Annotated in this window: 14 protein-coding genes; 10 read left to right on the top strand and 4 right to left on the bottom strand. The window is 48.7% G+C overall.

Annotation, left to right across the window (positions count from 1 at the left end):
- Window positions 1-13: 13 nt before the first annotated feature.
- The 6 genes from ACYVE4_RS30685 (at window position 14) to ACYVE4_RS30660 (ending at window position 9,713) form a co-directional block, all read left to right on the top strand.
- On the top strand, window positions 14-655 hold the full coding sequence (locus ACYVE4_RS30685) for a response regulator transcription factor (protein ID WP_461044240.1): 642 nt from the start codon (window positions 14-16) through the stop codon (window positions 653-655).
- 31 nt (window positions 656-686) lie between these two features.
- Window positions 687-2,465 carry a sensor histidine kinase gene (locus ACYVE4_RS30680; RefSeq protein ID WP_461044239.1) on the top strand — a complete coding sequence of 593 codons (1,779 nt, stop codon included), beginning with the start codon at window positions 687-689 and terminating at the stop codon, window positions 2,463-2,465.
- Between the two features lie 91 nt (window positions 2,466-2,556).
- Complete coding sequence (locus tag ACYVE4_RS30675) at window positions 2,557-5,784, top strand: SusC/RagA family TonB-linked outer membrane protein (RefSeq protein WP_461044238.1); 3,228 nt, start codon at window positions 2,557-2,559, stop codon at window positions 5,782-5,784.
- Window positions 5,785-5,878: 94 nt separating this feature from the next.
- Window positions 5,879-7,447 (top strand): RagB/SusD family nutrient uptake outer membrane protein, encoded by a 1,569-nt coding sequence (locus tag ACYVE4_RS30670; RefSeq protein WP_461044237.1) that lies wholly within the window; start codon window positions 5,879-5,881, stop codon window positions 7,445-7,447.
- Between the two features lie 18 nt (window positions 7,448-7,465).
- On the top strand, window positions 7,466-8,560 hold the full coding sequence (locus tag ACYVE4_RS30665) for an IPT/TIG domain-containing protein (RefSeq protein WP_461044236.1): 1,095 nt from the start codon (window positions 7,466-7,468) through the stop codon (window positions 8,558-8,560).
- 79 nt (window positions 8,561-8,639) lie between these two features.
- Window positions 8,640-9,713, top strand: coding sequence for a glycosyl hydrolase (locus ACYVE4_RS30660; RefSeq protein ID WP_461044235.1), 1,074 nt, complete (start codon window positions 8,640-8,642; stop codon window positions 9,711-9,713).
- A gap of 250 nt (window positions 9,714-9,963) precedes the next feature.
- Here ACYVE4_RS30660 and ACYVE4_RS30655 read toward each other — a convergent pair whose 3' ends face one another.
- On the bottom strand, window positions 9,964-11,793 hold the full coding sequence (locus ACYVE4_RS30655; protein ID WP_461044234.1) for a DUF885 domain-containing protein: 1,830 nt from the start codon (window positions 11,791-11,793) through the stop codon (window positions 9,964-9,966).
- Window positions 11,794-12,177: 384 nt separating this feature from the next.
- Window positions 12,178-12,348, bottom strand: coding sequence for a hypothetical protein (locus ACYVE4_RS30650; protein ID WP_461044233.1), 171 nt, complete (start codon window positions 12,346-12,348; stop codon window positions 12,178-12,180).
- A gap of 388 nt (window positions 12,349-12,736) precedes the next feature.
- Between ACYVE4_RS30650 and ACYVE4_RS30645 the strand changes: the two genes are divergently transcribed.
- The 4 genes from ACYVE4_RS30645 (at window position 12,737) to ACYVE4_RS30630 (ending at window position 19,994) form a co-directional block, all read left to right on the top strand.
- A complete protein-coding gene (locus ACYVE4_RS30645) occupies window positions 12,737-13,333 on the top strand; it encodes an RNA polymerase sigma factor (RefSeq protein ID WP_461044232.1) in 597 nt (198 codons plus the stop codon).
- Window positions 13,334-13,391: 58 nt separating this feature from the next.
- A complete protein-coding gene (locus tag ACYVE4_RS30640; RefSeq protein WP_461044231.1) occupies window positions 13,392-14,465 on the top strand; it encodes a FecR family protein in 1,074 nt (357 codons plus the stop codon).
- 196 nt (window positions 14,466-14,661) lie between these two features.
- Window positions 14,662-18,165, top strand: a complete 3,504-nt coding sequence (locus ACYVE4_RS30635) for a TonB-dependent receptor (RefSeq protein WP_461044230.1) — start codon at window positions 14,662-14,664, stop codon at window positions 18,163-18,165.
- A gap of 14 nt (window positions 18,166-18,179) precedes the next feature.
- A complete protein-coding gene (locus tag ACYVE4_RS30630) occupies window positions 18,180-19,994 on the top strand; it encodes a RagB/SusD family nutrient uptake outer membrane protein (RefSeq protein ID WP_461044229.1) in 1,815 nt (604 codons plus the stop codon).
- Between the two features lie 165 nt (window positions 19,995-20,159).
- Here the strand turns inward: ACYVE4_RS30630 and treY are convergent, their stop codons facing one another.
- Together treY and treZ are read right to left on the bottom strand one after the other, a co-directional pair.
- Window positions 20,160-22,883 (bottom strand): malto-oligosyltrehalose synthase, encoded by a 2,724-nt coding sequence (treY, locus tag ACYVE4_RS30625; RefSeq protein WP_461044228.1) that lies wholly within the window; start codon window positions 22,881-22,883, stop codon window positions 20,160-20,162.
- Entirely contained in the window at window positions 22,825-24,750 is a 1,926-nt protein-coding gene (gene treZ / locus ACYVE4_RS30620) for a malto-oligosyltrehalose trehalohydrolase (RefSeq protein ID WP_461044227.1), read from the bottom strand. Before treZ ends, treY begins: the two co-directional genes overlap by 59 nt.
- Window positions 24,751-24,996: the final 246 nt, after the last annotated feature.

Here is a 24,996-nt window from a genome sequence, read left to right as displayed (position 1 = left end):
ACCGAGTGATTTCATGATACGAGTACTGATAGCTGATGATCATAATGTTTTCGTTGAAGGCATTGAATCGCTGATTTCCGGATCGCCGGAGATTGAGGTAGCACAACGGTGTTACAGCGTATCATCGGTAATAGAGCAACTGGCACATGCGGCAATTGACGTAGTGTTGCTGGACATTTCGTTTCCACACATCGACGATGGGCTTGGGTTGTGTGAGTACATCACGCGTACGTATCCAAACACGAACGTAGTGGCGCTGACGATGCACGATGACGCCAGCCTGATCAAGCGGATTGTGAAAAAAGGGGCCAAAGGTTATCTGCTGAAAAATACCACCAAAACCGAGTTGTTGCAGGCGATCCGGACGGTGTATCAGGGAAAGCCTTATTTCAACGAAATCATTACGTCGATCTTACTGCACGATGGACCGAAGGTCAAGAAATCGGCGGCTGGGGTTAAACCGAATCTCACACCCCGCGAATCGGAAGTACTAATGCTCATGGCACAGGGATTAACAACCCAGCAAATGGCCGCCCAACTTTTCGTCAGCGCCAAAGCCGTTGAGTTTCACCGAAGTAGTTTGCTCATGAAATTCAGCGTACCGAACACGGCTTTGTTAATAAAAACGGCCATGGAAATGCAATACATTGATTAACAGAATTTTGCTTTACAGATTGTCTCGCTATATGCTTCAACATGCTACGTCCTTTCTGGCGAAAAAAACAGGTCTACTAGCTGCCATGCTCGTAGTGTTGTCTGTTTTGTGCCCGTCGGTAAGCATCGTAGCGCAGACGCCGGGCATTGATAGTCTTAAAAAAGAGATCAGACAACTGGTTGTACATAATCGATACGTTCCAGCGGCTAAAGCCTATGAGCAGCTAGGCGGATATTATCATAAAGTGTACGGCTACAACAAATACACCCTGGATTCGTATTTCAACAGCTTGAAATATTATAGTCTGGATGGTGATTCGGCGGGGTATTACAACGCACAATTGGCGATCGGTGATTACTACTTGCATGATTATTTCATGCAGCCGTCGGCGGAGAAGTACCTCAACAAAGCGCGCCAGTATTTTGAGCGTACGCATAAGATGCCCAAGGTGATTGAGTGCCGACTGGCTCTGGCGAATATCGCTCAGCAGAAAAATCCTATACCAGCTGGTTTGCTGACGGATTTGCGCGAAACCGAACGGATGAGTGAACAACATAAGCAGCCGTTTTCGCAGGCGTATGCGCTGAATTTACTGGCCAATACGTACTTACGATTTAAGAATCCAGACTCGGCCCAGTATTTCGTTAGCCGGAGTTTAATCCTATCGAAGCGTCTGAATGTCAGATGGTTGATTAGTCTGAATCATTTTTATCAGGGTATTGTCGATCAATTTGGCAATCATTCCAAAAGGGCCATCGACGCGTATCAGCGAAGTTACAAACTGGCTGAAGGAGAGAAAAACGTAGCGATGCTGCGGGAATTGTCCAAACATTCTGCCGATGCGTATTCCCACATGGGTGATTATAAAAGCGCCTATGAATCGTCGCTAAAGACACTGGACTTTGCGAATCAGTTTTACGAATCCGAACAAACTAAAAGCATTCGGTTGCAGGAGCTGGATAGTCAGATCAAGACGCTGGCGGTTGAAAAACAACTGGCTGAAGAACAGAGCCAAGGGCAGCGTTTTCTAAATTCGGTGCTGGTGGGTGTGCTGTTAATCAGCATTGCGGGCGTAGCGGCTCTGGTTTTCTTACGTCGTCAGCAAAAATTGATTGCCAGTCAGCAGGCCGTTATTGCGCAGCAGCAAATTCGCCAGTTGGAGCTGAAGTCGCTACGGGCTATGATCGAAGGGCAGGAGGGCGAACGGAGCCGGATTGCCCGCGATTTACATGATGGCTTGGGTATTCAGCTCTCACGCATCAAGCTATTTGTGGAAGCGCATCAGGAGCAATTGCCGCTGTCAGTAAAAGAGCCATTGAACCAGTTTCTGGATGAAGCCTGCACTGAAACGCGGCTGATTTCGAACGATTTACGTCCGTATGCACTATCGACGTTCGGGCTGATTCCGGCTTTAGAAGATCTAGTACAGAAATTAAATCTGGTTAACGAAACAACGCTGGTACTGGAGCATTACGGCGAATTGCCGCCCCTGGGTGAAGAAGCCTCGGCGATGCTTTTTCGCGTGATTCAGGAGTTATTAAACAATGCACTTAAACATGCTCACGCCCAAACCATTACGGTGCAAATCATGACGAATGACGAGACCGCTTTGATCAGCGTTGACGATGACGGGCAGGGCGGAAATTTTTCGGAAGAACCTTCAAATGGCAATGGATTAGCCAACATTAAATCACGAATAGCGTACCTCGGCGGGCAGGTGATGTGGCAGAGCGAAGTGGGAAAAGGTACGTCGGTTATGATCTCGCTGCCGATGCAGAAACTCATCAAAACAACTACAGTCGTCGCTTAATAAACGCATGTCGAGCGCTTAACCAGGATGCGTATTCATAAACTAGCCTAGTAACCCTATTACCTAAGTTCACAATTAATTTCTATTGTATATGATCAAACATGTGCTTTCGGGGGCTTTCCTCCTGAGCAGTTGGATGAGTGTCCACGCGCAGGAGCGAGCCATAACCAGTGCAGCTGTGGGCAAAAATCCGCCGACGTTGGCGACCATAAAAGCGACTAAAACCGTTGCCAACGTAGTATCGGATACGAAAGGGCCGGTCAAAGGGACGGTGTCCGACGAAAAAGGAAATACGCTTCCCGGTGCGACTGTCTCGATAAAAGGAACGACGCTCGGTACCACAACCGACGTAAATGGCGCGTTCACGCTCAATATGCCAGCCGGGTCGAAAGTGCTGGTCATCTCGTTTATCGGAATGAAGACGCAGGAAGTGGAAATCGGCTCCCGTACTACGTTAAATATCACGCTACAGACGGGCGATCAATCGCTCGATGAAGTGGTCGTTATCGGCTACGGTACGGCCAAGCGTTCTGACGTTACGTCCTCGATTACGACCGTCAAAGCGGCTGAATTGAAAGACCTTCCGGCGGCTGGCATCGACCAGCTTTTGCAGGGAAAAGCTGCCGGGGTAACCGTCACCAGCAACGGCGGTCAGCCCGGCGGTGGCGTATCGGTGCAGGTGCGTGGCGTTACGTCGATCAACAGCAACGACCCGTTGTTTGTAATTGACGGCGTACCATTTGTGCGGGGTAATACGTCCAGCAGCACCGGTTATGCCGGTCTAGGCGGTGGCGATGGTCAAACCGGAAACAGCGTCATGGCCATGCTCAACCCCAACGATATTGAGAGCATCGACGTACTGAAAGATGCCTCGGCGCAGGCTATTTACGGTTCGCAGGCGGCTAACGGGGTGATTCTGGTTACCACCAAGAAAGGCAAGCAGGGCGAAGGCAAGATCAATTACGAGATGTACACGGGCGTTCAGGAAGTGGCCCGGCGTCTGGACCTGATGGACCTGCGGGATTTTGCCCGTTATCAGAACGAGGTGTTGCCCATCATTGGTAACCCGGTAGCCGACGAGTTTAAGAATCCGGATTTGTTGGGTACGGGTACCGACTGGCAGGAAGCCATGTTCCAGCACGGAAAAATCAACAATCACCAACTGAGTTTTTCGGGCGGGAAAGACAAAACAACGTATTACCTGTCGTTAAACTATTTCGACAACAAAGGCATTCTGCTGGGGTCGGATTTCAAACGGTACGCCAGCCGTTTTAGCCTTGATTCCCAACTGAAAAACTGGGTCAAAGTGGGCTTAAGCGCCAACGTATCACGTAGCATTCAGAACGTATCACTGGCCGACGCTGCCGAAGGAACGATCTGGTGGGGAGCTTCAACCAGCCCGCTGATTCCGGTGAAAAACCTCGACGGTACGTGGGGTGGTGGTCAGACGGTTGGTGGCGTTCAGTATAACAACGCCAACCTGGTCGGAAACAGCCAGTTTCGGGGCAATACCAAAACCTCGAACAACGTATTTGGGAGTTTATATGCTGAATTACAACTGACCAAAGATCTGTCGCTACGTAACGAACTGTCGTATTCGCTGGGTCAGGACAACAACATTGCGTTCCAGAAAGCGGGTAACGTGGGTGGTACGTCGTTCCGCAGCAAACTGATCGATTCGCGCTCCGATAGCTACTATTGGTCGCTGACGAATTACCTAGCCTATACCAAAAACTTGCAAAAACACGGTATTCAGGCTACGGTCGGCCATCAGGTGCAGAACTCGTACTATCAGTCGATTTCGGGTACGAAAGTAGATTTGCAGGCTAACATCTTCGACCTCAACACGGGTAGCGCCGACCAGACGACCTGGGGTTTGAGCGGTGGAAAAGGTCAGTGGGCGATGGAGTCGTACTTTGCGCGTGCCAATTACACCTACGATGATCGCTACTCGCTGTCGGCCAGTTTCCGGGCGGATGGTTCCTCGAACTTTGGACCGAACAACCGCTGGGGTTATTTCCCCGGTGTATCGGCGGGCTGGACGATCTCGAACGAGAAATTCCTGAAAGGCAAAATTTCAAACGTACTGAATTACGCGAAACTGCGGGTTGGGTATGGGCTGGTGGGTAACCAGAACTTCCCCGGAGGTGCTCCGAACCCAGCCTATGTTGGTGCGGTGCAGTTTTTCTCAGGTCCGGTAGGTTTCGGTTCGTCGAACATGATCAACGGGATTCCGAACCCGAACCTCAAATGGGAATCGGTGAAAACAACCAACGCCGGTATTGACCTTGGCTTCCTGAACGGACGTATCGACGCGACGATTGATGTGTATAAAAAGGTTACGTCGGACATGATCATCTTCCTGACTGGGCCGAACCTGATTGGCGTCGGCGACCAGTGGGACGACCTCAAAGCACCGTTGGGCAACGCTGGTCAGATGACCAACACCGGTGTCGATATTGGCCTGACCACGACGAACATCAAAAAAGGCAATTTCAGCTGGAAGACCAACGTAGTGTTCACGCAGTTCACCAACAGCTATGACCGGGCGGCTAGTGCAGCTTCGGCGCTGGATGGTAAAGTGTATTACAACAATTACCTCGTCACACACACAACACCGGGTCGGCCCGTTGGCTCGTTCTGGGGATTGGTCACGGATGGATTATTCCGGACGCAGGCGGAGTTAGATGCCAGTCTGCCACAGTTTGGCTACAAGGTGAATCAAACCGAAACCTGGTTGGGCGACATCCGCTTCAAGGACATCAACGGCGATAAGAAAATCGACGCGCAGGACTATACGTACCTTGGTAGCCCGCTACCGAAATTCACCTGGGGCTTCACCAATACGTTGAATTACGGCGATCTGGACTTATCAATTTTCCTGCAAGGCAGTCAGGGTGGCAAAGCGTTTAACTTCCTGCGCTGGCAGTTAGAGGGCTTGAACAACGCTTATACCAACCAAATGAAAACCGTAACCGACCGGTATACGGAAAATAACACAGACGGCGCGTTGCCTCGGTTCACGAATACGAACAAGAACAACACGGCCATGTCGGACCGCTACGTAGAGGATGCATCTTACGCTCGTATCCAGAACATTACGTTAGGATATCGGCTTCCAAAAACGTTGCTCAATCGGGTGAAGATTCAGAACCTCCGGATTTACGGCTCGATTCAGAACCTGAAAACTTTCACCAAGTACTCGGGCTACGATCCTGAAATTGGTGCTTTCAACAACAGCATCAAACTGATGAACGTAGATACAGGCCACTACCCGAACCCTCGTACGTTCACCGTAGGCGCGAATCTACAATTTTAATTCTCAATGAGTGAATGATAGAATGAGTGAATACCTCCGGCGTCAGCCTATTCAATCATTCTATCAATCAATCATTCAAAATTCTATAAAAGTCATGAAACTCAAGCCACTATATGCCCTGATGCTGCCGGCGGTACTGTTGTCTTCCTGCTCGAAAGACTTCATTGACCGGCCATCTTTGTCAGGCACCACAACCGGTAACTATTACAACAACGCGGACGAGGTTCGGGCCGCGACCAGTACACTCTACAGCGGTTTGCCCTGGCGCAACTACGAAAGCCGGGCGCAGGATGCCATCGGCGACGTCATGGGCGGTAACATGTTTACCTATACTGACGTCGAATATCTCAACTTCACCGTCTCGTCGGCTTCCGACCGGATTGGTGCGGCCTGGGGTGCGTTCTACAAGATCATCGGCTATTCCAACGTCATGATCAAGACCTTCGAAGAGAAGAAAGCTGCTGGTGGCGGTGCGGCTTACCTGGACCCCGCCATTGCTGAGTGCCACTTCATTCGTGGGATGCTTTACTTCTACATCGCCCGGACGTGGGGAGCCGCTCCGATCATTACCGATCCCGGGGCAACGGCGCTTTCGGGTAATTTCAACATCCCGCGTTACCTGCAAAAAGACGTACTGCGGTTTGCGCTCGAAGAGTTGAAAATGGCCGAAACGGGTCTGCCTGAATCGGATGTACCGGGCCGGGTGACGAAGTACGCGGCTAAGGCGCTGATGGCGAAAATGTACCTGTACAGCAAAGATTACGCGAACGCCAAAGTCAAAGCTGAGGAAGTAATCAACTCGGGTAAATACCGGCTGGTTGACGACTACACGGGCATGTTCACAAAGATGAGCATGAACAACAACGCCGAAGCCATCTTCTCGATCCAGCACCAGTTTGCGCAGGACCCCTGGGGAACGGGCAACATCAAAAACCCGGATCGCGGGGCAGGTGCGCTACGTACCGCCGAAGCTGATGCCTGGGAAATGTACGTACCGTCGCTGGATATGCTGAAAGAATACGAGTTTGGTGATCTGCGCCGGAAATGGTCGGTGATGGAACAGGGCTGGACAAATCCGAACTGGAAACCCCAGCGTGCCAATGCGCCGAAATACAATGAATTCATGGCGAACGGATTTAAATACGATACGTTGCAGCCGACGGCCGATGGCGGAAGCTTAAGTCCAACCCGCGCTAACCTGGTCAAGTACTTCGCCGGTCCGGGTAAAAGCTTCGGGGGTGAGCCGGTATTAGGCCAGAATTCGGGGAACAACGTAGTACTGCTACGTTACGCTGATGTCCTACTGATTTATGCGGAAGCCGTGCTGGCGGGTGGCGCATCGACCGCCGATGCCAAAGCACTCGACGCGCTGAATCAGGTACGACGCCGGGCCGGACTGTCGCCAAAAACGGCTATCACGAACGACGATATTCTGCACGAGCGTCGGGTTGAATTTGCGTTCGAAGGCGATTACTGGTATGATATTCAGCGGCAGGGTTTTGCCAAAGCCAAGGTGATTATCGAGAAACAAAATCGCGGAACGGTGACGGGCGCTACGTACCTGACCAATTTCACCGAAGACAAACTATTTCTACCGATTCCGGCGGGTGAGATTGTTCAGGACCCCGAGCTAGGCAAAGATCCCGTTCCATACTACAACTAATTTCTCCTGAATAAGCTGATGAAATTGACTAAGATAAATCGAATAGCAGGATTTGCCCTTCTGGCCGCAGTTGCTGGTTTAGGCATGAGTTCCTGCACAAAAGATACCGACGGCAGTCCGCAAATTCCAGCCGGAAACCCCGTTTTGACGAAGATCATGCCGGACTCAGCCGCCGGTGGAGCCATTGTTACGTTGACGGGTTCAGGACTGGGCGACATACGTAGCATTGTCTTCGAAAAACAGAACGTACCAGCCGGTTTCCAGCCAACGCTTAACACCGAGAATACACTAATTTTCCGGGTGCCAACCGACGTATTAGGCGGCAAACAAAACATTACGTTCACCAACAGCGCGGGTACTACGTTGACCGTTCCGTTCAAAGCGCTGGCGTATCCGACAGTTTCAGACGTATCAAACTATAACTTCACAAAAGGAACGGTTATCACGCTCACTGGCAATAACTTCGACGACGTAACGGCCGTAGCCATTGCCGATTCGGTGAAAGGCGTCTCGGACGCTGCTACGGTGGTGTCGAAATCGAAAACGCAGTTGGTTGTTCAGATGCCGACGACTACGCTTTCGCGCGGTACGTTAAGCATTACCAACAGCACTGGACGGATGCGGACCAAGCAGGAATTCGTGAACGTAGACAAAGCGTATCAGATTTTTACCGATGCCTACGCTACTGGTTTCCAGGACGGTTCCTGGGGCGATGCAGCTGCTATCTCAACCAAAGAATTTAAGTCGGGAGCGGCATCGATTGGCAAAAACTATCAGAAAGGGAACTGGCACTTGATCGCCTTTGCCAACTGGTCGGCGTCGGCTATTCCGTATTCGGCGGAGTATACCTACGTGACGGGCTGGATCAAGGGCGCTTCTGCCGATTATTCGCTGTATCTGACTACGGATGCTGGCAAAGCCGCATTTGGCGATTATGTGGAGACGAACAAGGTTGATGTGAAAGCGGGGGTCTGGAATTACTTCAAAATCAAGCTGTCAGACATGGATTTCTGGCTAGCGGGCAAAACGTTGAAGCAAGTGGGCTTCCGTATTAAAGGCCCTGATAAACAGGACGAAACGTTCTATTTTGATGACATCATGCTGGTGAAGTAACACCATCACAAAACGCTAAAAAACATTCCCGTAGAGCCACCGCCTACGGGAATGTCATATATGGAGATTGCTTAGCCTTATGAAAGTATTTTTGCTTGCCTTATACATAGTGAGCAGTTTATCCGCTTGCCGGGCGGCTGAACCACGAGTTTCGGCTGACACCACGCAGAAGTCGGATAACGTAGTACATCCCGCAAAACCCGCCAGTCAACTGGTTGATGATCGTGCTACGTCATCGACAAAGGGCTTGTTTTCGTATTTGATCAGTCAATACGGTCAAAAAGTAATATCGGGGCAGCAGGATGATGTGGAATACATACTGGAAAAAACGGGCAAAGAGCCCGCCGTAGGTGCATTCGATTTAATGGACTATTCGCCAAGTCGCGTTCCGTTTGGTGGTAAGCCGACACGTACCAGCGAGAACTGTATTCAATGGGCGAAGAAAGGCGAGGGACGAGGTATCATCAGTTTGTGCTGGCACTGGAACGCTCCCACCGACCTGATCAATCAGGCACCCGACAAACATTGGTGGAGCGGTTTTTATACGAAAGCTACTACGTTCGATCTGGCGGCTACACTAGCGGATAAAAACGGCGAGCGGTACGGCCTTTTGCTACGTGACATTGACGCCATTGCCGAACAACTCAAAAAGTTTCAGGACGCCGACGTACCTGTGCTCTGGCGACCGTTGCACGAAGCGCCGGGGGGCTGGTTCTGGTGGGGAGCAAAAGGCGCTGGTCCGTTCAAGGAACTCTGGCAAATCCTGTACGAGCGTTTGACGAACCATCATCAACTCCATAACCTGATTTGGGTGTACACTGGCACCGATACCATCAATCCGGAATGGTATCCCGGCGATGGCTACGTTGACATTGTTGGGCTTGACATCTACACAGAGCCGACCGCCACGTTAACCAGTAACTGGACAAATACTCAAACAACATTTAACGGTAAAAAACTGGTGACGCTCTCGGAAGTGGGTCATCTACCCAAGCCGGAGAATGTTCGCACACTCAATACGTGGTGGTCCTGGTTTGCTGTCTGGAATGGTTCGGACTGGATCAAAAAACAGCCTCTCGATTTACTAAAAGCAGTTTACACCGATACGGACGTCATTACCCGCGAGGAATTACCGGATTGGCGCAATCGCTGACAGAGCTGGCATGATATGGATACAAGTTATTTATTATCAGCTCAGTACATATGGAGTAGATTATAAGGAGAATAAGAGTGTTGAATTGCCTATTTATCCTGGATTTATGGATGCAGTTAGGTCTGTATAAAAAAGGAACAGATAATCAGTGCCAGGATCAGCATGAAGGCCAGCAAGGCAAGGAGCAGGATAGTAAAATATCGTTTCATGATTGATGGTGTCAGGAATTAGCATATGGCCTTTCATACAATCAAGGCTTAGACCGCTGGATGTAGGTAGCCACAATCTCCTCCAGAACGGGCAGCGGCACAGAGCCATTGGCTAGGACAACCTGATGAAACTGTTTTAAATCGAATCGGGAACCGAGTGCCTGTCTGGCTTTTTCGCGCAGTTCCAGAATTTTCATCATCCCAATCTTGTATGAGCAGGCTTGCCCAGGCCAGACGATGTATCGCTCAACTTCGGTTGTTACCGCACGGGTTGTCAAGCCCGTATTGGCAACCATATAGCTAATTGCCTGCTCTCGCGTCCAACGCTTATGGTGAATACCCGTATCGACTACGAGTCGGACGGCTCGAAATAATTCATCCCGCAGACGGCCCAGATTACCGAACGGATCATTCTGGTAAAAGCCTAGCTCATAAGCCAATTGTTCGCTATATAAAGCCCATCCTTCGATGTAGGCGTTAAAGGGAATTACAGTGCGGAAGATTGGAAGTCCTTTTAGTTCGGTCTGGATACCCAGTTGAAAATGATGCCCCGGTATGGCTTCGTGATAGGCCAACGTCTTCATGGAAAATTTGGGGTGTTCAGACACTGTTCGCAGATTGGCCACAAAAACTCCCCCCTTCGATCCATCCAGAGCGGGTAGGTCGTACTTGCCAAGCGCTCCGGTGTTTTGCTGAAACACGGGCATTGGCTCTACAGTGATAGATGCTTTCGGGCGGAGGCTAAAGGCGACATTGACCCGTTTACCCGCGTCGTCAATGATGCGTTTGTATTCAGCCAGAATCAGCCCTTTTCCGGCAGGGGTTTCGGAATACAGAAAGCGTTCTTCTTTGGCTAAGTTTTGAAGAATTGGTCCAATCGCCTGGCTTGTATCGGTGTAGCCCTGACGTTTCAGAATAGCCCTCATTTCCTGAGTAATCCGGCGAACCTCCCGTAAACCAAGCTGGTGAACGTCTTCCGGACTCAGATCGGTTGTAGTATGTAGCCGTAACTGATGACTGTAATAGACATCGCCATAGGGATGTTTCCAAACGCCCTCGTCGGGTGCAACCCGTTCGTATAAGGCCTGATTATAAGCAATCAATTTCTGGTAGGCTCCAAAAACAGACGTACGAATGGCTTCGGCTACACGGCTCGAATAGTCCTTTTTTTCTGTGGCCGACAAATCGTTGATGCTGGCTATCCTCTGGCAGAAATGAGTATAAAGGACGTTTTTGCTGACTCCTCCGCTAGTAAACTCTTTCATTTGTTCCAGCACCCGTTGCACAATAATCCTGGGTGGGACAATGCCTTTTCGCTCTCTGATCATAATTCCTTCCAGCACCTGGTCAAACTTGGTAGCGATGCCGGTAAGTCGGGCAATGTAGGCCTCCAGATCGCTTCGGTTTCGTAGCTGGTGCTTGTTCAGAAGCAAGTCGACAACTTTAAGCTGAGCCCCATCCATCTGGTTGAGTGGGTAATTGTAGTAGAAGAATACGTCGCTGCCTACATTGCTTTCCAGATACCAGGTCAGAATTTTGGTATTCAGTTTATTTTCAGGCGACTGACTCTCGAAATCATAGCGTTGCAGGGTTTGATAATCGTCTTTCAACTTGTCAACATTGCGCCATTGCTGGGCATCCGACAGGTCGTCCCACTCATCTTTTGTCCAGTCGTACAAAACGGGAAGGCCCAGGTAAGTAATTGTTTCAGGACTGCGCAACATGGCGGAAATAAATACACGATCATAGAAATGTCGAATATTGAAAGGGCGAAACCAGATGAGGTTAATAAGCCAGCCGGCAGCAATCAGCAGCAACAGCAATACCGTGCGGGAAACCCAGAATTTCCAGGTTCGTTTCTTGATTTTCATCGGTTGAATGGATGGCGTTTTTAAAATAAACAATCAGTTCTTGGAGGCACTGACGGGCTTCGGGGTTTTCGAGTAGCTTTAAAATTGCCATTGGGCTGAATGGATGTCATTACCGTTACTTCTCCTTTGCCGTTTATATCGAACTGAGCCCTATAACCGCTTCGTTTTTTGATCGCAAACGATGATTGCTGGTATAGGTCTGTTCATATTCTGGTCGGCCAGGCAGGTATGTCGTAACGGGTTGTTGTAGTCGAGTTTACCTTCTTTCTAGAGCAGCCTGGCCAAAGATGACGTAAAGGCTTTGGTGCAGGCGCCAATCGAAAAGAGGGTGTTGGTCGTAACGGGTAATTTTTATCCCAGATCGCGGTAACTAAAACCTTTGGCCTATACCACCTTATCTTTCTCGACTACAGCAACGGCAAAACCGACCGCTTTCCAGTCGGTAAGAATGCGGGCAAAAGCGGTATCTAATCCGGCAAAGCGATCAATGGAAATCTGTTTTCGTTTTCGGACCGAAGCCGGGAATGTGATAAGTAGGTACGGTAGGTTTTTCATGGTAGAAGGGTGGCCGCCAATACGGATTTATGAATAGCCAAAATTAAAGAGCCCAAACAGAGAGGGCTATCTCGTTTGGGCCATAAACTATCCCGTTTGGGACATCCGCAATTAGTAGCTAATTCAGAAGCTTAAGGCCACTAACTCCTGGCAGGTAAGTGAATTATAAAGGCTGTTCCTGCTCCTTGCTGACTTTCCATGATAAGTGTTCCGAAATGCCGCTGTATTTCTTTAGTAAGCCATCTGTTCTCACTTTACCGCCAGTTTTGTGTCGAGCCCAGAAGCGTTTATGTTTGTAATCTAATAACATGTAAACCTATTATTGTACAATTTTTTCTATATTTATATCTTTTCTTAAGTTTAACTTGAGTATAAATCTCTAGGTTTCATGTACTCTGAAGACCAGGTGTTGTGGCAATCCTATCGTGAGGGCGATAAGCAGGCATTAGGTCAACTGGCTGAACGCTATTATCGTCGATTGAAGCACTATGGTCTGAAATTTTTAGTGAATGAGTTTGAGGTTGACGATTGTATTCAAGAACTTTTTTTACGACTCTGGCAAAATCGCCTACAGATAAATTCCACAATTTCCGTAAAACATTATCTGTTCAAAGCGCTCAGGCACCACATTGTTCAACACGTACGGCAGCAAAAACAGACCGCTGTCGATGATCTGGACTGGGACAGTTCAGTCTTATTAGACGAAACGATAAATCCCGAAACTCTTCTGATTCAGAAAGAATCCTTATCTACGTTAATGAATACCATAAAAGCCCAACTGGAGGCTTTACCACCGCGTGAGCGGGAAGCAATTTATCTGCGCTATTACGAAAACCTGTCCGTCCCGGAGATTGCCGAAGTAATGAACGTTAATCGCCAATCCGTTTCAAATTTCCTGCAGAAAGCACTCCATAAACTGCGTGGTCAATGGGTTGCTCATTTAGTATCAGCCATTTGTATTTTTTTTCAAAAAAATTTGCTTTGAGTAGGGTATCGTTGGGCTAGTTCTTCGTACTATCATTGAAAATAGTAGAAAAGTACCAATGAATGGGTTACCCGAGGATTTGTCGACGGTTGAGGATTTCTTAGAAAACGACGCATTTCGGACCTGGCTCACAAATGGGCTACCGGAAGATCAGCTGTACTGGAAGCAGTGGCTGACCCAACACCCAGAAAAAAGAGATCTTTATGAGCAGGCTGTTGCCACCTTCCTGGTGCTTAAAGGAAAACAGCCTTTGATTTCTGATCAACAGGTAAAAGCCAAAACGGAGGAACTAGTAAAACAGCTTCCTGACGCCCCTACGGTTGTAAAGCCACTAATTAACTGGCAATGGGGGAGGTGGGCAGCAGCAGCAGCGGTCGTTGGTTTGCTGATTTATTGGCAAGTAGATAATCCCATTTCCAGGCAGACCGCAGTATCCGATAAACAAGTCGAGAAACCTGTTCAGCAGGCTGATTGGAAACTAACCAAGAATAGAACGAGTCAACCGTTGGTCGTACTCCTGCCAGATAATTCTTCGGTATTACTATCGCCGGGAAGCCAATTGCGTTTTCATAAACAAAACACGCATGCGTTACGGGAAGTGTTTCTTGACGGTGAGGGATTTTTTGAAGTGACTAAAAACCCGGCTAAACCTTTTATTGTGTATACCAGCAATCTGACAACTAAAGTGCTGGGAACCAGCTTTCAGGTGCGCTCTTTCGGCAAAGAAACGGTAGATTTTGTCAAAGTAAAAACAGGTAACGTTTCAGTAACCACGGTTGAATCACCTACACAACCGGTTGTCCTGAAAAAGAATGAACAATTGCGGTTCGAAACCAAAACGGAGAAAGTGGTTAAGCAGCAGCTTGTTCCATCCAGGGATAAGTCACCCGCCATTGTCGATCAGCAATTTACGTTTGAATTCACTCCTGTCAGTGACGTACTCACCCAGTTGGAAGCCAGTTACCATATGCCGATCCACTATGACCGCAAATTGCTTACGAACTGCACCTTTACTGGTCAACTCAACGATGCCCCTTTTCTGGAAAAAATTAGACTTATCTGTCTAACCATTGAGTCAACGTTCGAAGTCGTTAACAACCAGGTGGTCATTTACAGCCACGGTTGTAGTTAATTATCTCCTTAACCGTTTAACCCGCTTCATTTCTATGGTATAAACCTGTCTCTTTTCAACAGAAAAGCGATAGTGCTACCAACACTATCGCTCAGTTGTCCTTAAATGTGTCTTCTACACACATTATCACTTTCCCTAGTGAGCGGACATGTGTTTTGTCAAATTTTCCTAAAAACCAACAAAAACGCATAAATGTATGCATTACAGTTTCACCAATCGCAATGTTTGGATCAGGATTATGAAAATTTCAAGCCTGCAACTCTTACTTGCTCTTACCCTAACCAATATAGGCTTTGCCCTTGATGGCAAAGCGCAGGAGCTTCTGAACCGTCGAGTGAGTATATCTTCTCAAAATGAGGATGTTGAGGTGACGATCCGGCGACTTGAAAAACAGGCTAACGTTCAGTTCCTATTCAGCCGGGAGATCATCCAATCGAAGCGGAAAGTGAATTATCAGGCCAAAAATGAACAACTTTCGCTGGTACTAGACCATATTCTGTCGCCCCTCAATTTAAGCTATGAGGTAGTTGGCCAACAGATCGTAATAAAGCGAGAGAGCATTCCCGCCAGTGTTTTGCCCGATAAGACCTCTGGCGAGATAAACACTGAACAGGCGCAGGATATCCAGATAACCGGTCGGGTTACGGGTGAGAATGGCGAAGGATTGCCCGGTGTAAACATTCAGATTAAGACTACACAACGGGGGACTACAACTGATGGAAATGGTACCTACCGGATCAGTGTACCCGACCGTAATGCGGTGCTCGTGTTTTCCTTTATTGGCTACGTTAGCCAGGAAATAACGGTTGGATCGCAGTCGGCCGTCAATGTTACGTTGGCTACCGACGACAAAACCCTGAGCGAAGTAGTGGTTGTTGGATACGGAGTCCAACGTAAACGCGACGTGACAGGATCGGTCGTTTCGGTGAATGAAACAACGCTGAGGGAAGTGCCTGCGCCTAACCTGGTCAACCAATTAAAAGGTCGGGCTGCAGGGGTAACGATTGTCAGTAATGGCTCGACGCCGGGTTCGCAGGGACAGATCCGAATTCGGGGTAACCGTACCTTGACAACTAGCTCTGGATCAGCAGATGGACTTGATGGTCCACTGGTTGTTGTGGATGGCATACCCTATGGCGGACTTAACGATATTAATCCTGATGATATCGCTAATCTCGAAATCTTGAAAGATGCATCCGCCACGGCTATTTATGGGTCGAGAGGGTCAGGGGGCGTTATTTTGATCACGACCAAACGGGGTAAAGTTGGGAAACCCGTATTCAGCTATGATGGGTATCATGGCATAACTACGGTTATGGGTAAATTCAATATAATGAATGGCGCGGAGTATGCACAGTTTAAGGAGGATGCAACCAAATATAACCGCACCAGCCCTGGCACGACCGCCTATCCGCTTACCCAGAAAGAAAAAGATGCGTTGGCGGCCGGAATTTCGACCGACTGGCAGGATTTACTGTACAAACAAGGCTTCAACACCAATCATCAGTTGGGTATGGCTGGCGGTACTGAAACAACTCAATACTCGATGGGACTGGGTTATTTCAACGAAACAGGAATTATTCCCAGTCAAAAATTTGAACGCTATACCATCCGGGCGACGATTGACCAGCGTCTTGGCAAACGGATCAAGTTTGGACTGAATACATTAAACACCCTTACCTATACCAATACACCGGGTGGGGGTGGTGTTCCGGGTGGTCTGGTACGCCTGACGCCACTGGCCGCACCTTACAATACGGATGGTTCGGTGAATCTGTTTCCAGCGGAAGGTTCTATTGATGCCGCTACAATCAGCCCATTGACAATCATTACCAAAAAGGATTCCTACCTGGGCCGCACCCGCTCAATACGCACTTTTAACAGCTTATATGCGGAGGTGAACATTCTGCCCGGACTGCGCTACCGGGTAAATGCAGGGTTGAACTACAGCCAGTCGAACTACAATGGCTATGGCGGCCCGCTGACCTACTTTAACAACGCTACGGTTCAGTCGTCTTCCAGTGCCGAAATCAGCAATACGGAATATTGGGATATCAATCTTCAGCACCTGTTGTATTATGATAAGACGTTCGGAAAACATAAAATAGGCGTTACGGGGCTGTATGAAATCACCAAAAACCACTCGCTGGGTAGCCGATTTACGATAACCGGGGTTCCGGCCGACTATATCAAAACCTCTAATTTCTCGCTAGCCTCCGGGACGCCTGTTGCCCCTTCGGACTTTGGTAATTCCTTTTCTGAGCTTGGCCTGCTTTCTTATATGGGCCGGGTCAATTATAGCTACAACGATCGCTACCTGTTGACCTTAACGCTCAGACGCGACGGATCTTCTACATTGTCTCCTGGTAACCAGTATTTTAACTACCCGGCTATTGGGGCTGGCTGGAACATTATCGAGGAAGGTTTTATGAAAAATGCGCCATTCATTTCGAACCTGAAACTGCGGGGTAGCTGGGGTATTTCCGGCAATAGAAACGTAGGGGCATATGCTACGCTGGGCGCATTATCGGCTGGCTACTACAATTTTGGTACCGGAACCGCTGGACAGCAACTGGCGTATACGGTTACCAGTTTACCGGCTACCGGCCTGGGTTGGCAATCGACCTCGCAGGTGGACCTGGGAATTGACTTTGGCTTCCTGAATAACCGGATTACCGGCTCGGTCGACTGGTATCATCAGCAAACCAAAGACATACTGCTGTCTGTACCACTTCCGCCCAGCAATGGGGCCGGTTCAACTCTGAAAAACCTGGGACGAACGGAGGGAAAAGGGCTGGAGGCTGCGCTAACGTTTGACATTTTCAGAAATCCGAAAGGATTCAACTGGAGTGCTGATGTGACGTACTTCTTTAATCGAGAAAAAATTACGCAGCTCACAACCCCGGCTGAACTCTCCAATGTAGGGGCTGGCTGGTTTGTTGGTCAACCGCTTTCGGTGATTTATGACTACAAAAAGATTGGTATCTGGCAAACGTCGGATAAAGAAAACGGAACGTTGGCTAAACAAACCTCACCGGTTCAGTTTCCCGGTCAAATCCGGGTCGAAGATGTGAACGCCGATGGGAAAATTGATGCGAATGATCGTCAGATACTAGGTAATTTCCAACCCGCCTGGGAAGGTGGTCTAACCAATCGGTTCAGCTTTAAAAACTTCGATCTGTCGATTGTCACCTTTGCTCGCATGGGTATGAAAGTGATTGTTCCGTACCTAACGGGTAATTCTACCGGATCAGGTGGTTTTGCGTTCTTCAACCAGGGCCGGGTAAACCAGTTAAAAACCGATTACTGGACCGAAACAAACCCAACCAATGCGTTTCCTGCGCCCGATGCGGGTCAGGCGGTCGCCTGGTTTGGCTCTACGTTAGGGTATTACGATGGATCGTTCATCAAAGTCAGAAGTATCAACCTGGGCTACACCTTTACAACCGAGTTGATTCGGAAAATCGGGATGAGTTCAGCACGGGTGTATTTCAACGCCACCAATCCGTTTATCCTGTATTCGCCACTGGTTCGCGATCGTCTGGCAATCGATCCGGAAGGAAACAGCTACGCCAGTGGTCAGTCGACGCTTAACCCCCAGGGAGCCAGCGAGAGAGGGACGCCAGAGCGTCAAATCGCCGTAAACCTGAACAACCCACCCGTACGACAATTCACCCTGGGTGTCAATCTTAAATTCTAATCTTGGAAGCTACTATGAACGTCATAAAACTTTGCGCCGTGATCGGCCTTACGGCTCTGCTAAGCACGGGATGCGAAAAAATATTACAGGAAAATCCCCAATCGCAGATTGTTCCTTCTTACTTCAATACGCCGTCTGGTGTGTTGGGCGGTATTGCGGGGGTATATAACGACATCCGGGGCCAGTGGGGCACCGAAGGGTTTACGGTTGAAATGCAGGCCGGAACCGACGAATTTATTCAGGCATCCAGCAGCGGAGGTGTACCGCCCTATACCTACAATGGGCTAAATGGGAGTAATTTCGGCTCGGCCTGGGGTACTGCTTTTACAGATATCAATACGATCAATGGCGTACTGAAGTACGGCCAAACGATTGATCTGCCGGAAGCCACCCGGAAGCAATATCTGGCACAGGCTAAATTTCTGCGTGGGTTCTGGTACTTTTATTTAGTGCAAACCTGGGGTGATGTGCCGCTCAGTACGGAATTTATTACAACCCCTTCGCAGGCGGCCTCCCGTCAACCCGCAGCGCAGATCTATGAGTTGATTATCAAGGACCTGACTGAGGCCGCAGCTGATTTGCCTAACCAGCCTACCGCACCGTTTTTGGGGAAAGCAGCTACCAAACCAGTGGCTCAGTTGCTGCTGGCTAAAGCGTATTTGACTCGGGGATGGTTGAACAATACAGCCGCTGATTTTACGCAGGCCGCTACCCTCTGTGCTGATATTATTGCCAACAAAGCTTCGTACGGGCTGGATTTATGGCAGGATTACGGCGATGCGTTTGTACCGGCTAACGACTACGGCAAAGAAACCATGTTTGTCAGCGATCACGTACTTGATCCGAAATATGGCTATTATAAAGTAGGTGCGGCAGAAGGAGGGGGCTTTGCCAATAATCTTTCGCCCTGGTTCACGAACTGGAATTACCCGAACTTCAGCGGTATTAACTCCTACAAAAGTGCTGCGGGAACGATTGTCAATAACGGTACCTCACTGATGATCCGGGATTCTCAGTATGGGCGTCCTTACAGTCGCATGCGCCCCAACAGCTACAAGTGGACCACGGGAGCCAATACCGGTAAGAATTACTTTCTGGATCAGGCCTTTACGAACCGGACTACCGATTCCCGATTCATGAACTCGTTCTATACGGTTTATATTGCCAATACGGCCGTTACCAATACCGCCAATGCTGCCAACAACAGTCGGGGTATCGGTTATACGACTGTCGTAGGAGCGGATACGGCCGTTTGGATACCCGATTTTGAAGTAGCGGGAGCGCCACAATTTGTCGGAACGCGGCCGTTCAAAGGAATTGTTGTTCCGCCTAGTTTATGGGATAATAATGTTTTCCCTGCTATAAAGAAATTCATGGACCCTAGTCGGGGTGCCAACTTCAACGACCCATCAACCCGCCCCTGTGTACTATACCGCTTTGCCGATGTATACCTGACGGGTGCTGAAGCGTACCTGAAAGCTGGTGATGCGACCAAAGCGGCTGCGCTGCTGAACGTAGTACGGCAACGGGCTGCTTACCGCAAAACGAACACCGCTGCCCAGAATGCAGCCGCTGCAACGGCCATGACCATAACAGCGGACGCCGTAACCGTAGATTTTATTCTGGATGAACGTAGCCGCGAACTCTTTGGCGAATGGCAACGGTGGCATGACCTGGTTCGTACACGGTCGTTGGTGCGTCGCGTGAAAGCCTGGAATCCGGAAGCGGCTCCCTACGTTCAGGATTTTCATATGCTACGTCCCATTCCGCAAACGCAAATCGACCGGGTTGTAGAAGGACCGAAGTTTCCACAAAACCCTGGGTATTAGAAGCCTGAAAAGCGCTTACGCTGGTTCGTAATAGACAATCTATTACGAACCAGCGTAAGCGCTTTATTTACGGTTAGTTTCAATCCGTCCAAGTAGTAGCCATTGTAAACCCGGTGAAGAGCTTGAGAGCGGAATGAGAAATGTGAATTTTACATTCTCTTTATGTTAATCTTCAGCGGCAGACAGCTTCAGTACTGCCATCGGCAAAAAGGAAAATACATGCTCCAGAACAATGCCTGTTTCAATCCGTCCCTTTGTATCCAGGAATCGGTGTTGCCAGTGAGTGGGTGCTTCCGGTGGTAGTAGAATTTGGGTGTCTCCCCAGGTCAGGCGACTAGGATCCGTTTTTTGCTCCTGACAGAGACAGGCGATACCTAATGGAATGGCCACAACGTACCATATTTGTTCATGATGTCGGGCAAAAGCCATAACATGCTGTTTATAACGGCCTTCAATAGTGAGAGGTATATATATGCCTTCACGAAACAGATCAATCTGTGTCTGGCGTTCTGTTAACAGAATATGCAACAGCCAGAGTTTGATTCGCGCATTATATCGATTTTTCCACAAATCAGCCCAGCAATCAACATCTGAATTGGCCAAAAGCTCATCCAGCCCTTGTCTTCGTAGGTCGAAATCAACAGGTCGGCGATTGTCTGGATCGACCAGACTCAAATCCCAGAGTTCACTACCCTGATACACATCCGGTATGCCTGGACAGGTACATTTCAAGACAACCTGTGCCAGCGAATTGATGATTCCGAAATCGGCTATTTGCTGATAGAAAGGAAAAAATTGGCCCCAGAATGGACGGCCCTGATCTAACAATTGACGGGCGAAGGTTTGGGCTATTTTCTCATATTCCTCATTTGGAGCATCGTGCGTCGAATGCCGTTTGGCTTCTCGTAAGGCCTTTTGTAAGTACTCCATCAGCCGATCAGCGAAAGGCGTATCGTCGCGAGATTCCAGGCCAGGCATTGGATGAGCACCTACTAAGGTCTGGTAGATAAAATAAGCGTCGTTTCGATCAGGAGCCTTTACCGTTTGGTCCAGTGATTGCCAGTTCAGGATTTCATTCGTCCATTCCTCGGCCATATCCGTCAACACATTCAGCCGACTTCGTACGTCTTCGCCCCGTTTGGTATCGTGCGTGGCCGTAGCGTTTAACGCCAGCGGCCAGCGCTTCTGCCGCTCCACCATGCTTTGGTGAAACTCGTCGATCGTCATGCCAAAAAACTCGGGCGAATCGCCAACTTCGTCGTGTCCAAGAAAGCGATTGTAGGTATACATCAATGTGTCTTCTACCCCTTTGGCCATCAATGGCCCCGTAAATTGCATGCACCGCTGATAGAACCGCAATACCCGATTATTGTAATCCTCATCAGCCTCTTTCGGTTTCGATAACAAGCTGTTACACAGTAAGTCGGTGGCTGGCTTTAGTGTTGGTTTATCGGTACTTATCTGGGTTAGAATGTCCTGCACAGCGTTGGTTTCTGAAGCGCTAAGCGGCATCTGATTACCGTAGTATCGATAGACGGGACATCGAATCAAAAACTCAGCAATCGCAGCTTTCAGCTTTTCGGCTGATACCGCTTCTAACTGATACGTATCGACCAGATTTAGGTCTAGAAAAAGCGTGTATAGATTGTCGAGTTCACCCTGCATATATTCATACAGAATGAATTCTTTTTTGTTGTGGAGTTCTTCGTGAACTTGTTTCGCTTCGCCCAGCAATTTCCGATAGAACTTCGTGAACGTCTGTTGGCTCTTGGTCTGCGTCAACAGGTTGTTCACCAGCGAAAGGAATTGGTAACCAGTCGCTCCCTGGATGGGCCAACGCTGGGGTAAGCCTTCGCCCTGCTCCAGAATTTTTTCAACGATGATGTACGTTTCTTCGCCCGCTAATTTCCGGAGTTGTTCCAGATAACGGTTCGGATCATATAAACCATCAATATGGTCGATACGTAAGCCGTGAAAAATGCCTTCTTCCAGTAGTTTTTTGGTGTATGCGTGTACTTGCTCAAAAACAACAGGGTCCTGAATATTCAGGCAAATCATGCTGCTGACCGTGAAAAATCGTCGGTAGTTGATCTGCTCGTTCGTTTCTCCGTAATAACACAACCGATATGCCTGTTCATCAGACACTTGCTGGATACGACTGGCATCCGAATTAATCGCTTTCAGGCAAGTTTGTAGATACTTTTTTTGGCCTGAATCTTCCAGCAAAAAAGCCAGCTTTTGGTAAAACTCGTCTGACAGTAAGGCATAGTTTTCGGCATCTTCAATAGCTTCAATGTCAGCTATTGCCGATACAAGTGTCTGAATTGCCGGACCTGGACCACCCGTACCAGCCTGTAGGATCGTTGTATACGAACGTAAGTGCAGCGGGTAAGCGGCCTCGTTGTACGTAAAAGCCAGTCGCTGGTTCTGATAAGCCACCTGCAAATCGCCCGATTTACAGACGTTTTCCAGCGAATCGCTCAGAAAAGGCACCATAAGCCGCTCCTGATGATAGGGTAAGGTCCAGTTGATATCAAAAAAACGGGCGTAGGGCGACCGTTGACCTTTGTTCAGCACATCCATCAGCCACCCATTAGCCGGATGAAACGCCATATGATTGGGCACAATATCCTGAAGCCAGTACATGCCCCGGCTTTTCAACTCCTGGCTGATCGTTCTTAATTGATCTTCCGTTCCGATTTCGGGATTGATGCGAAGCGGATTGACGACATCATATCCGTGTGGGCTTTCTGGTACGGCCTCAAAAATGGGCGACGCATAAATGGTATTAATCCCGAGTTTATCCAGATAGGGGATAACCCGCTCAAAATCAAGAAAAGTGAAATCTTTGTGAAATTGGATCCGGTACGTTGATGTGAAATTTTTCATGACCTTGAGCATAGATAACAATGGACTCGGCCTGTATTGACACGGGAGCCATTGTGGATTCGTAATAATCGGGAGCCGAATTTGATTCTGACTCAGATGATAATTCCCATTGGTTATCAGAAGAATCGAGCAGTTTTTGCCATTTCGTTCCTCCTCCTGTGATAGCCATCGATAACGACTGGGATTCTTTGGAAAAATTCATCAGACAAAGCGTATGCTGATCGTCGTGCCAGCGATGCAGAACAATCGTCTGCTGATCCTCATAAGCTATTACCTCCATCTGATGGCGGTTGAGCTTATGAAGCGCAGGCAACTGTTGGCGAAGCGCAATCAGGGTCTGATAGTAGCGTAGCAGCGTTTGATGAGGCTCCTGATCCACTAAATCCCACTGTAGTTTCGACTGGTAAAACGTTTCTTCGTCCTGTGGATCGGGGGCTTCGTGCTCCGAATGAAACGACGCAAACTCTGCCTGCCGGCCTTCCCGAACCATGTTGGCTATTTCCGGTTCCTGATGACCGGAGAAAAACAGAAACGGATTCGATTCGCCCCATTCTTCACCCATGAACAGCAACGGAATATACGGACTGACCAGAACTGCACCAGCCATAAGTTTCACGACCGAAAAACTAAATAATTGACTCGAGCGCTCACCCCGCCTGCGATTACCGACCTGATCGTGGTTTTGCGAAAAGACGATGAATTGCTGACCCGGATTATTCTCCGCTTTACAACCAAATAATTTCTGCCGGACTTCGGAGAACTGTCCATCATATACGTACCCATCCTGATAGGCTTTTGCCAGGTGATTGATTCCGTTGAAGTCAGCATAATAACCGATGCGTTTTTCCCCGACCGTCACACGTAACGAATGATGAAATTCGTCTATCCATTGAGCATCCATGCCATAACCGTGTTCGGATAGCGGGTTAATGAAGCGAGGGTCGTTTAAGTCGCATTCGGCAATCAGGTAATGTCGACGACCAGTAGATGCCATCAGTCGATCCACATGTTCACGTAGTTCGGCTAAAATATGGCGCGCGCTACAGTCTTTAATGGCATGAACGGCGTCCAGGCGCAGGGCATCAACTTGAAAATCGCGAAACCACATGAGCACGTTTTCGATCACGAATTGGCGAACACCGTCGCACCAGGCATCGTCAAAATTTACGGCATCGCCCCAGGGTGTGCAGTACTTATTGGTCAGGTATGGGCCAAACTCCTTTAGAAAGCCCCCCTGCGGTCCGAAGTGATTATAAACTACATCCAGTACAACAGCAATACCCCTAAAATGGCAGGCATTAATCAGATGCTGAAGGTCGCTGGCTCCTCCATACGAATGTTGAACAGCATGGGTAAATACGCCGTCATATCCCCAGTTTCGGTCATCCGAAAATTGAGCGACTGGCATGATTTCAATGGCCGTTATGCCCAGCGCTTTGAGGTAATCTAATTTCGATTCGATGGCGGCAAACGTACCTTCGGGGGTAAACGTGGCTGTATGCAATTCGTAAATCAGATAATCTTCCAGCGGTGGGTTAACCCAACTTTGATCTTCCCAATAGAAGGTAGTTATATCAATGGCCTGCGAAGGGCCGTAGAATCCTTGCGGCTGACTAAGCGAAGCGGGGTCAGGGTGTTCGGCCTCTTCGTTGAGGATGATCGTATATAAATCACCCGGTTTGATTTCGTCGGTTTTCAGTGTCCAATATCCTAACTCTTCCCGGACCAACGGCAGCTTCTTCGAGGATTCGTGTAGATGAAGCGCTACGTGATTGGCGAGCGGAGCCCAAACGCGCACTGTAGCCTGATTACCCGCTGGAAAAGTTACGCCAATCAATCGGGTATCTACAGGTATGTGTGATTCCATAAAAAGTAAACTCCATTTTACAACAACAGTTCTGTGGCTATCAGCCTTCACTGTATATGCACAACCTTAGAAAAAAAAATGGGTTTACGGTCGTCTGGTGGCAATAAGGCAATGGTCCCTGGCCATGTGTAAAGAAACAACACAGGAGATAGACCATTAGGAGTTAACTCGTTTAAAAGGGTTCTGCTGGAGAATCAACTGCCCAGGGCCGTTAGCTTATTTTCTCAACAAGAAAGTCGAAGACTC

The sequence above is a fragment of the Spirosoma harenae genome (assembly GCF_054776975.1).
The sequence above is the reverse complement of the archived record's forward strand: the minus strand, read 5'-3'. Positions and strand labels throughout refer to the sequence as shown.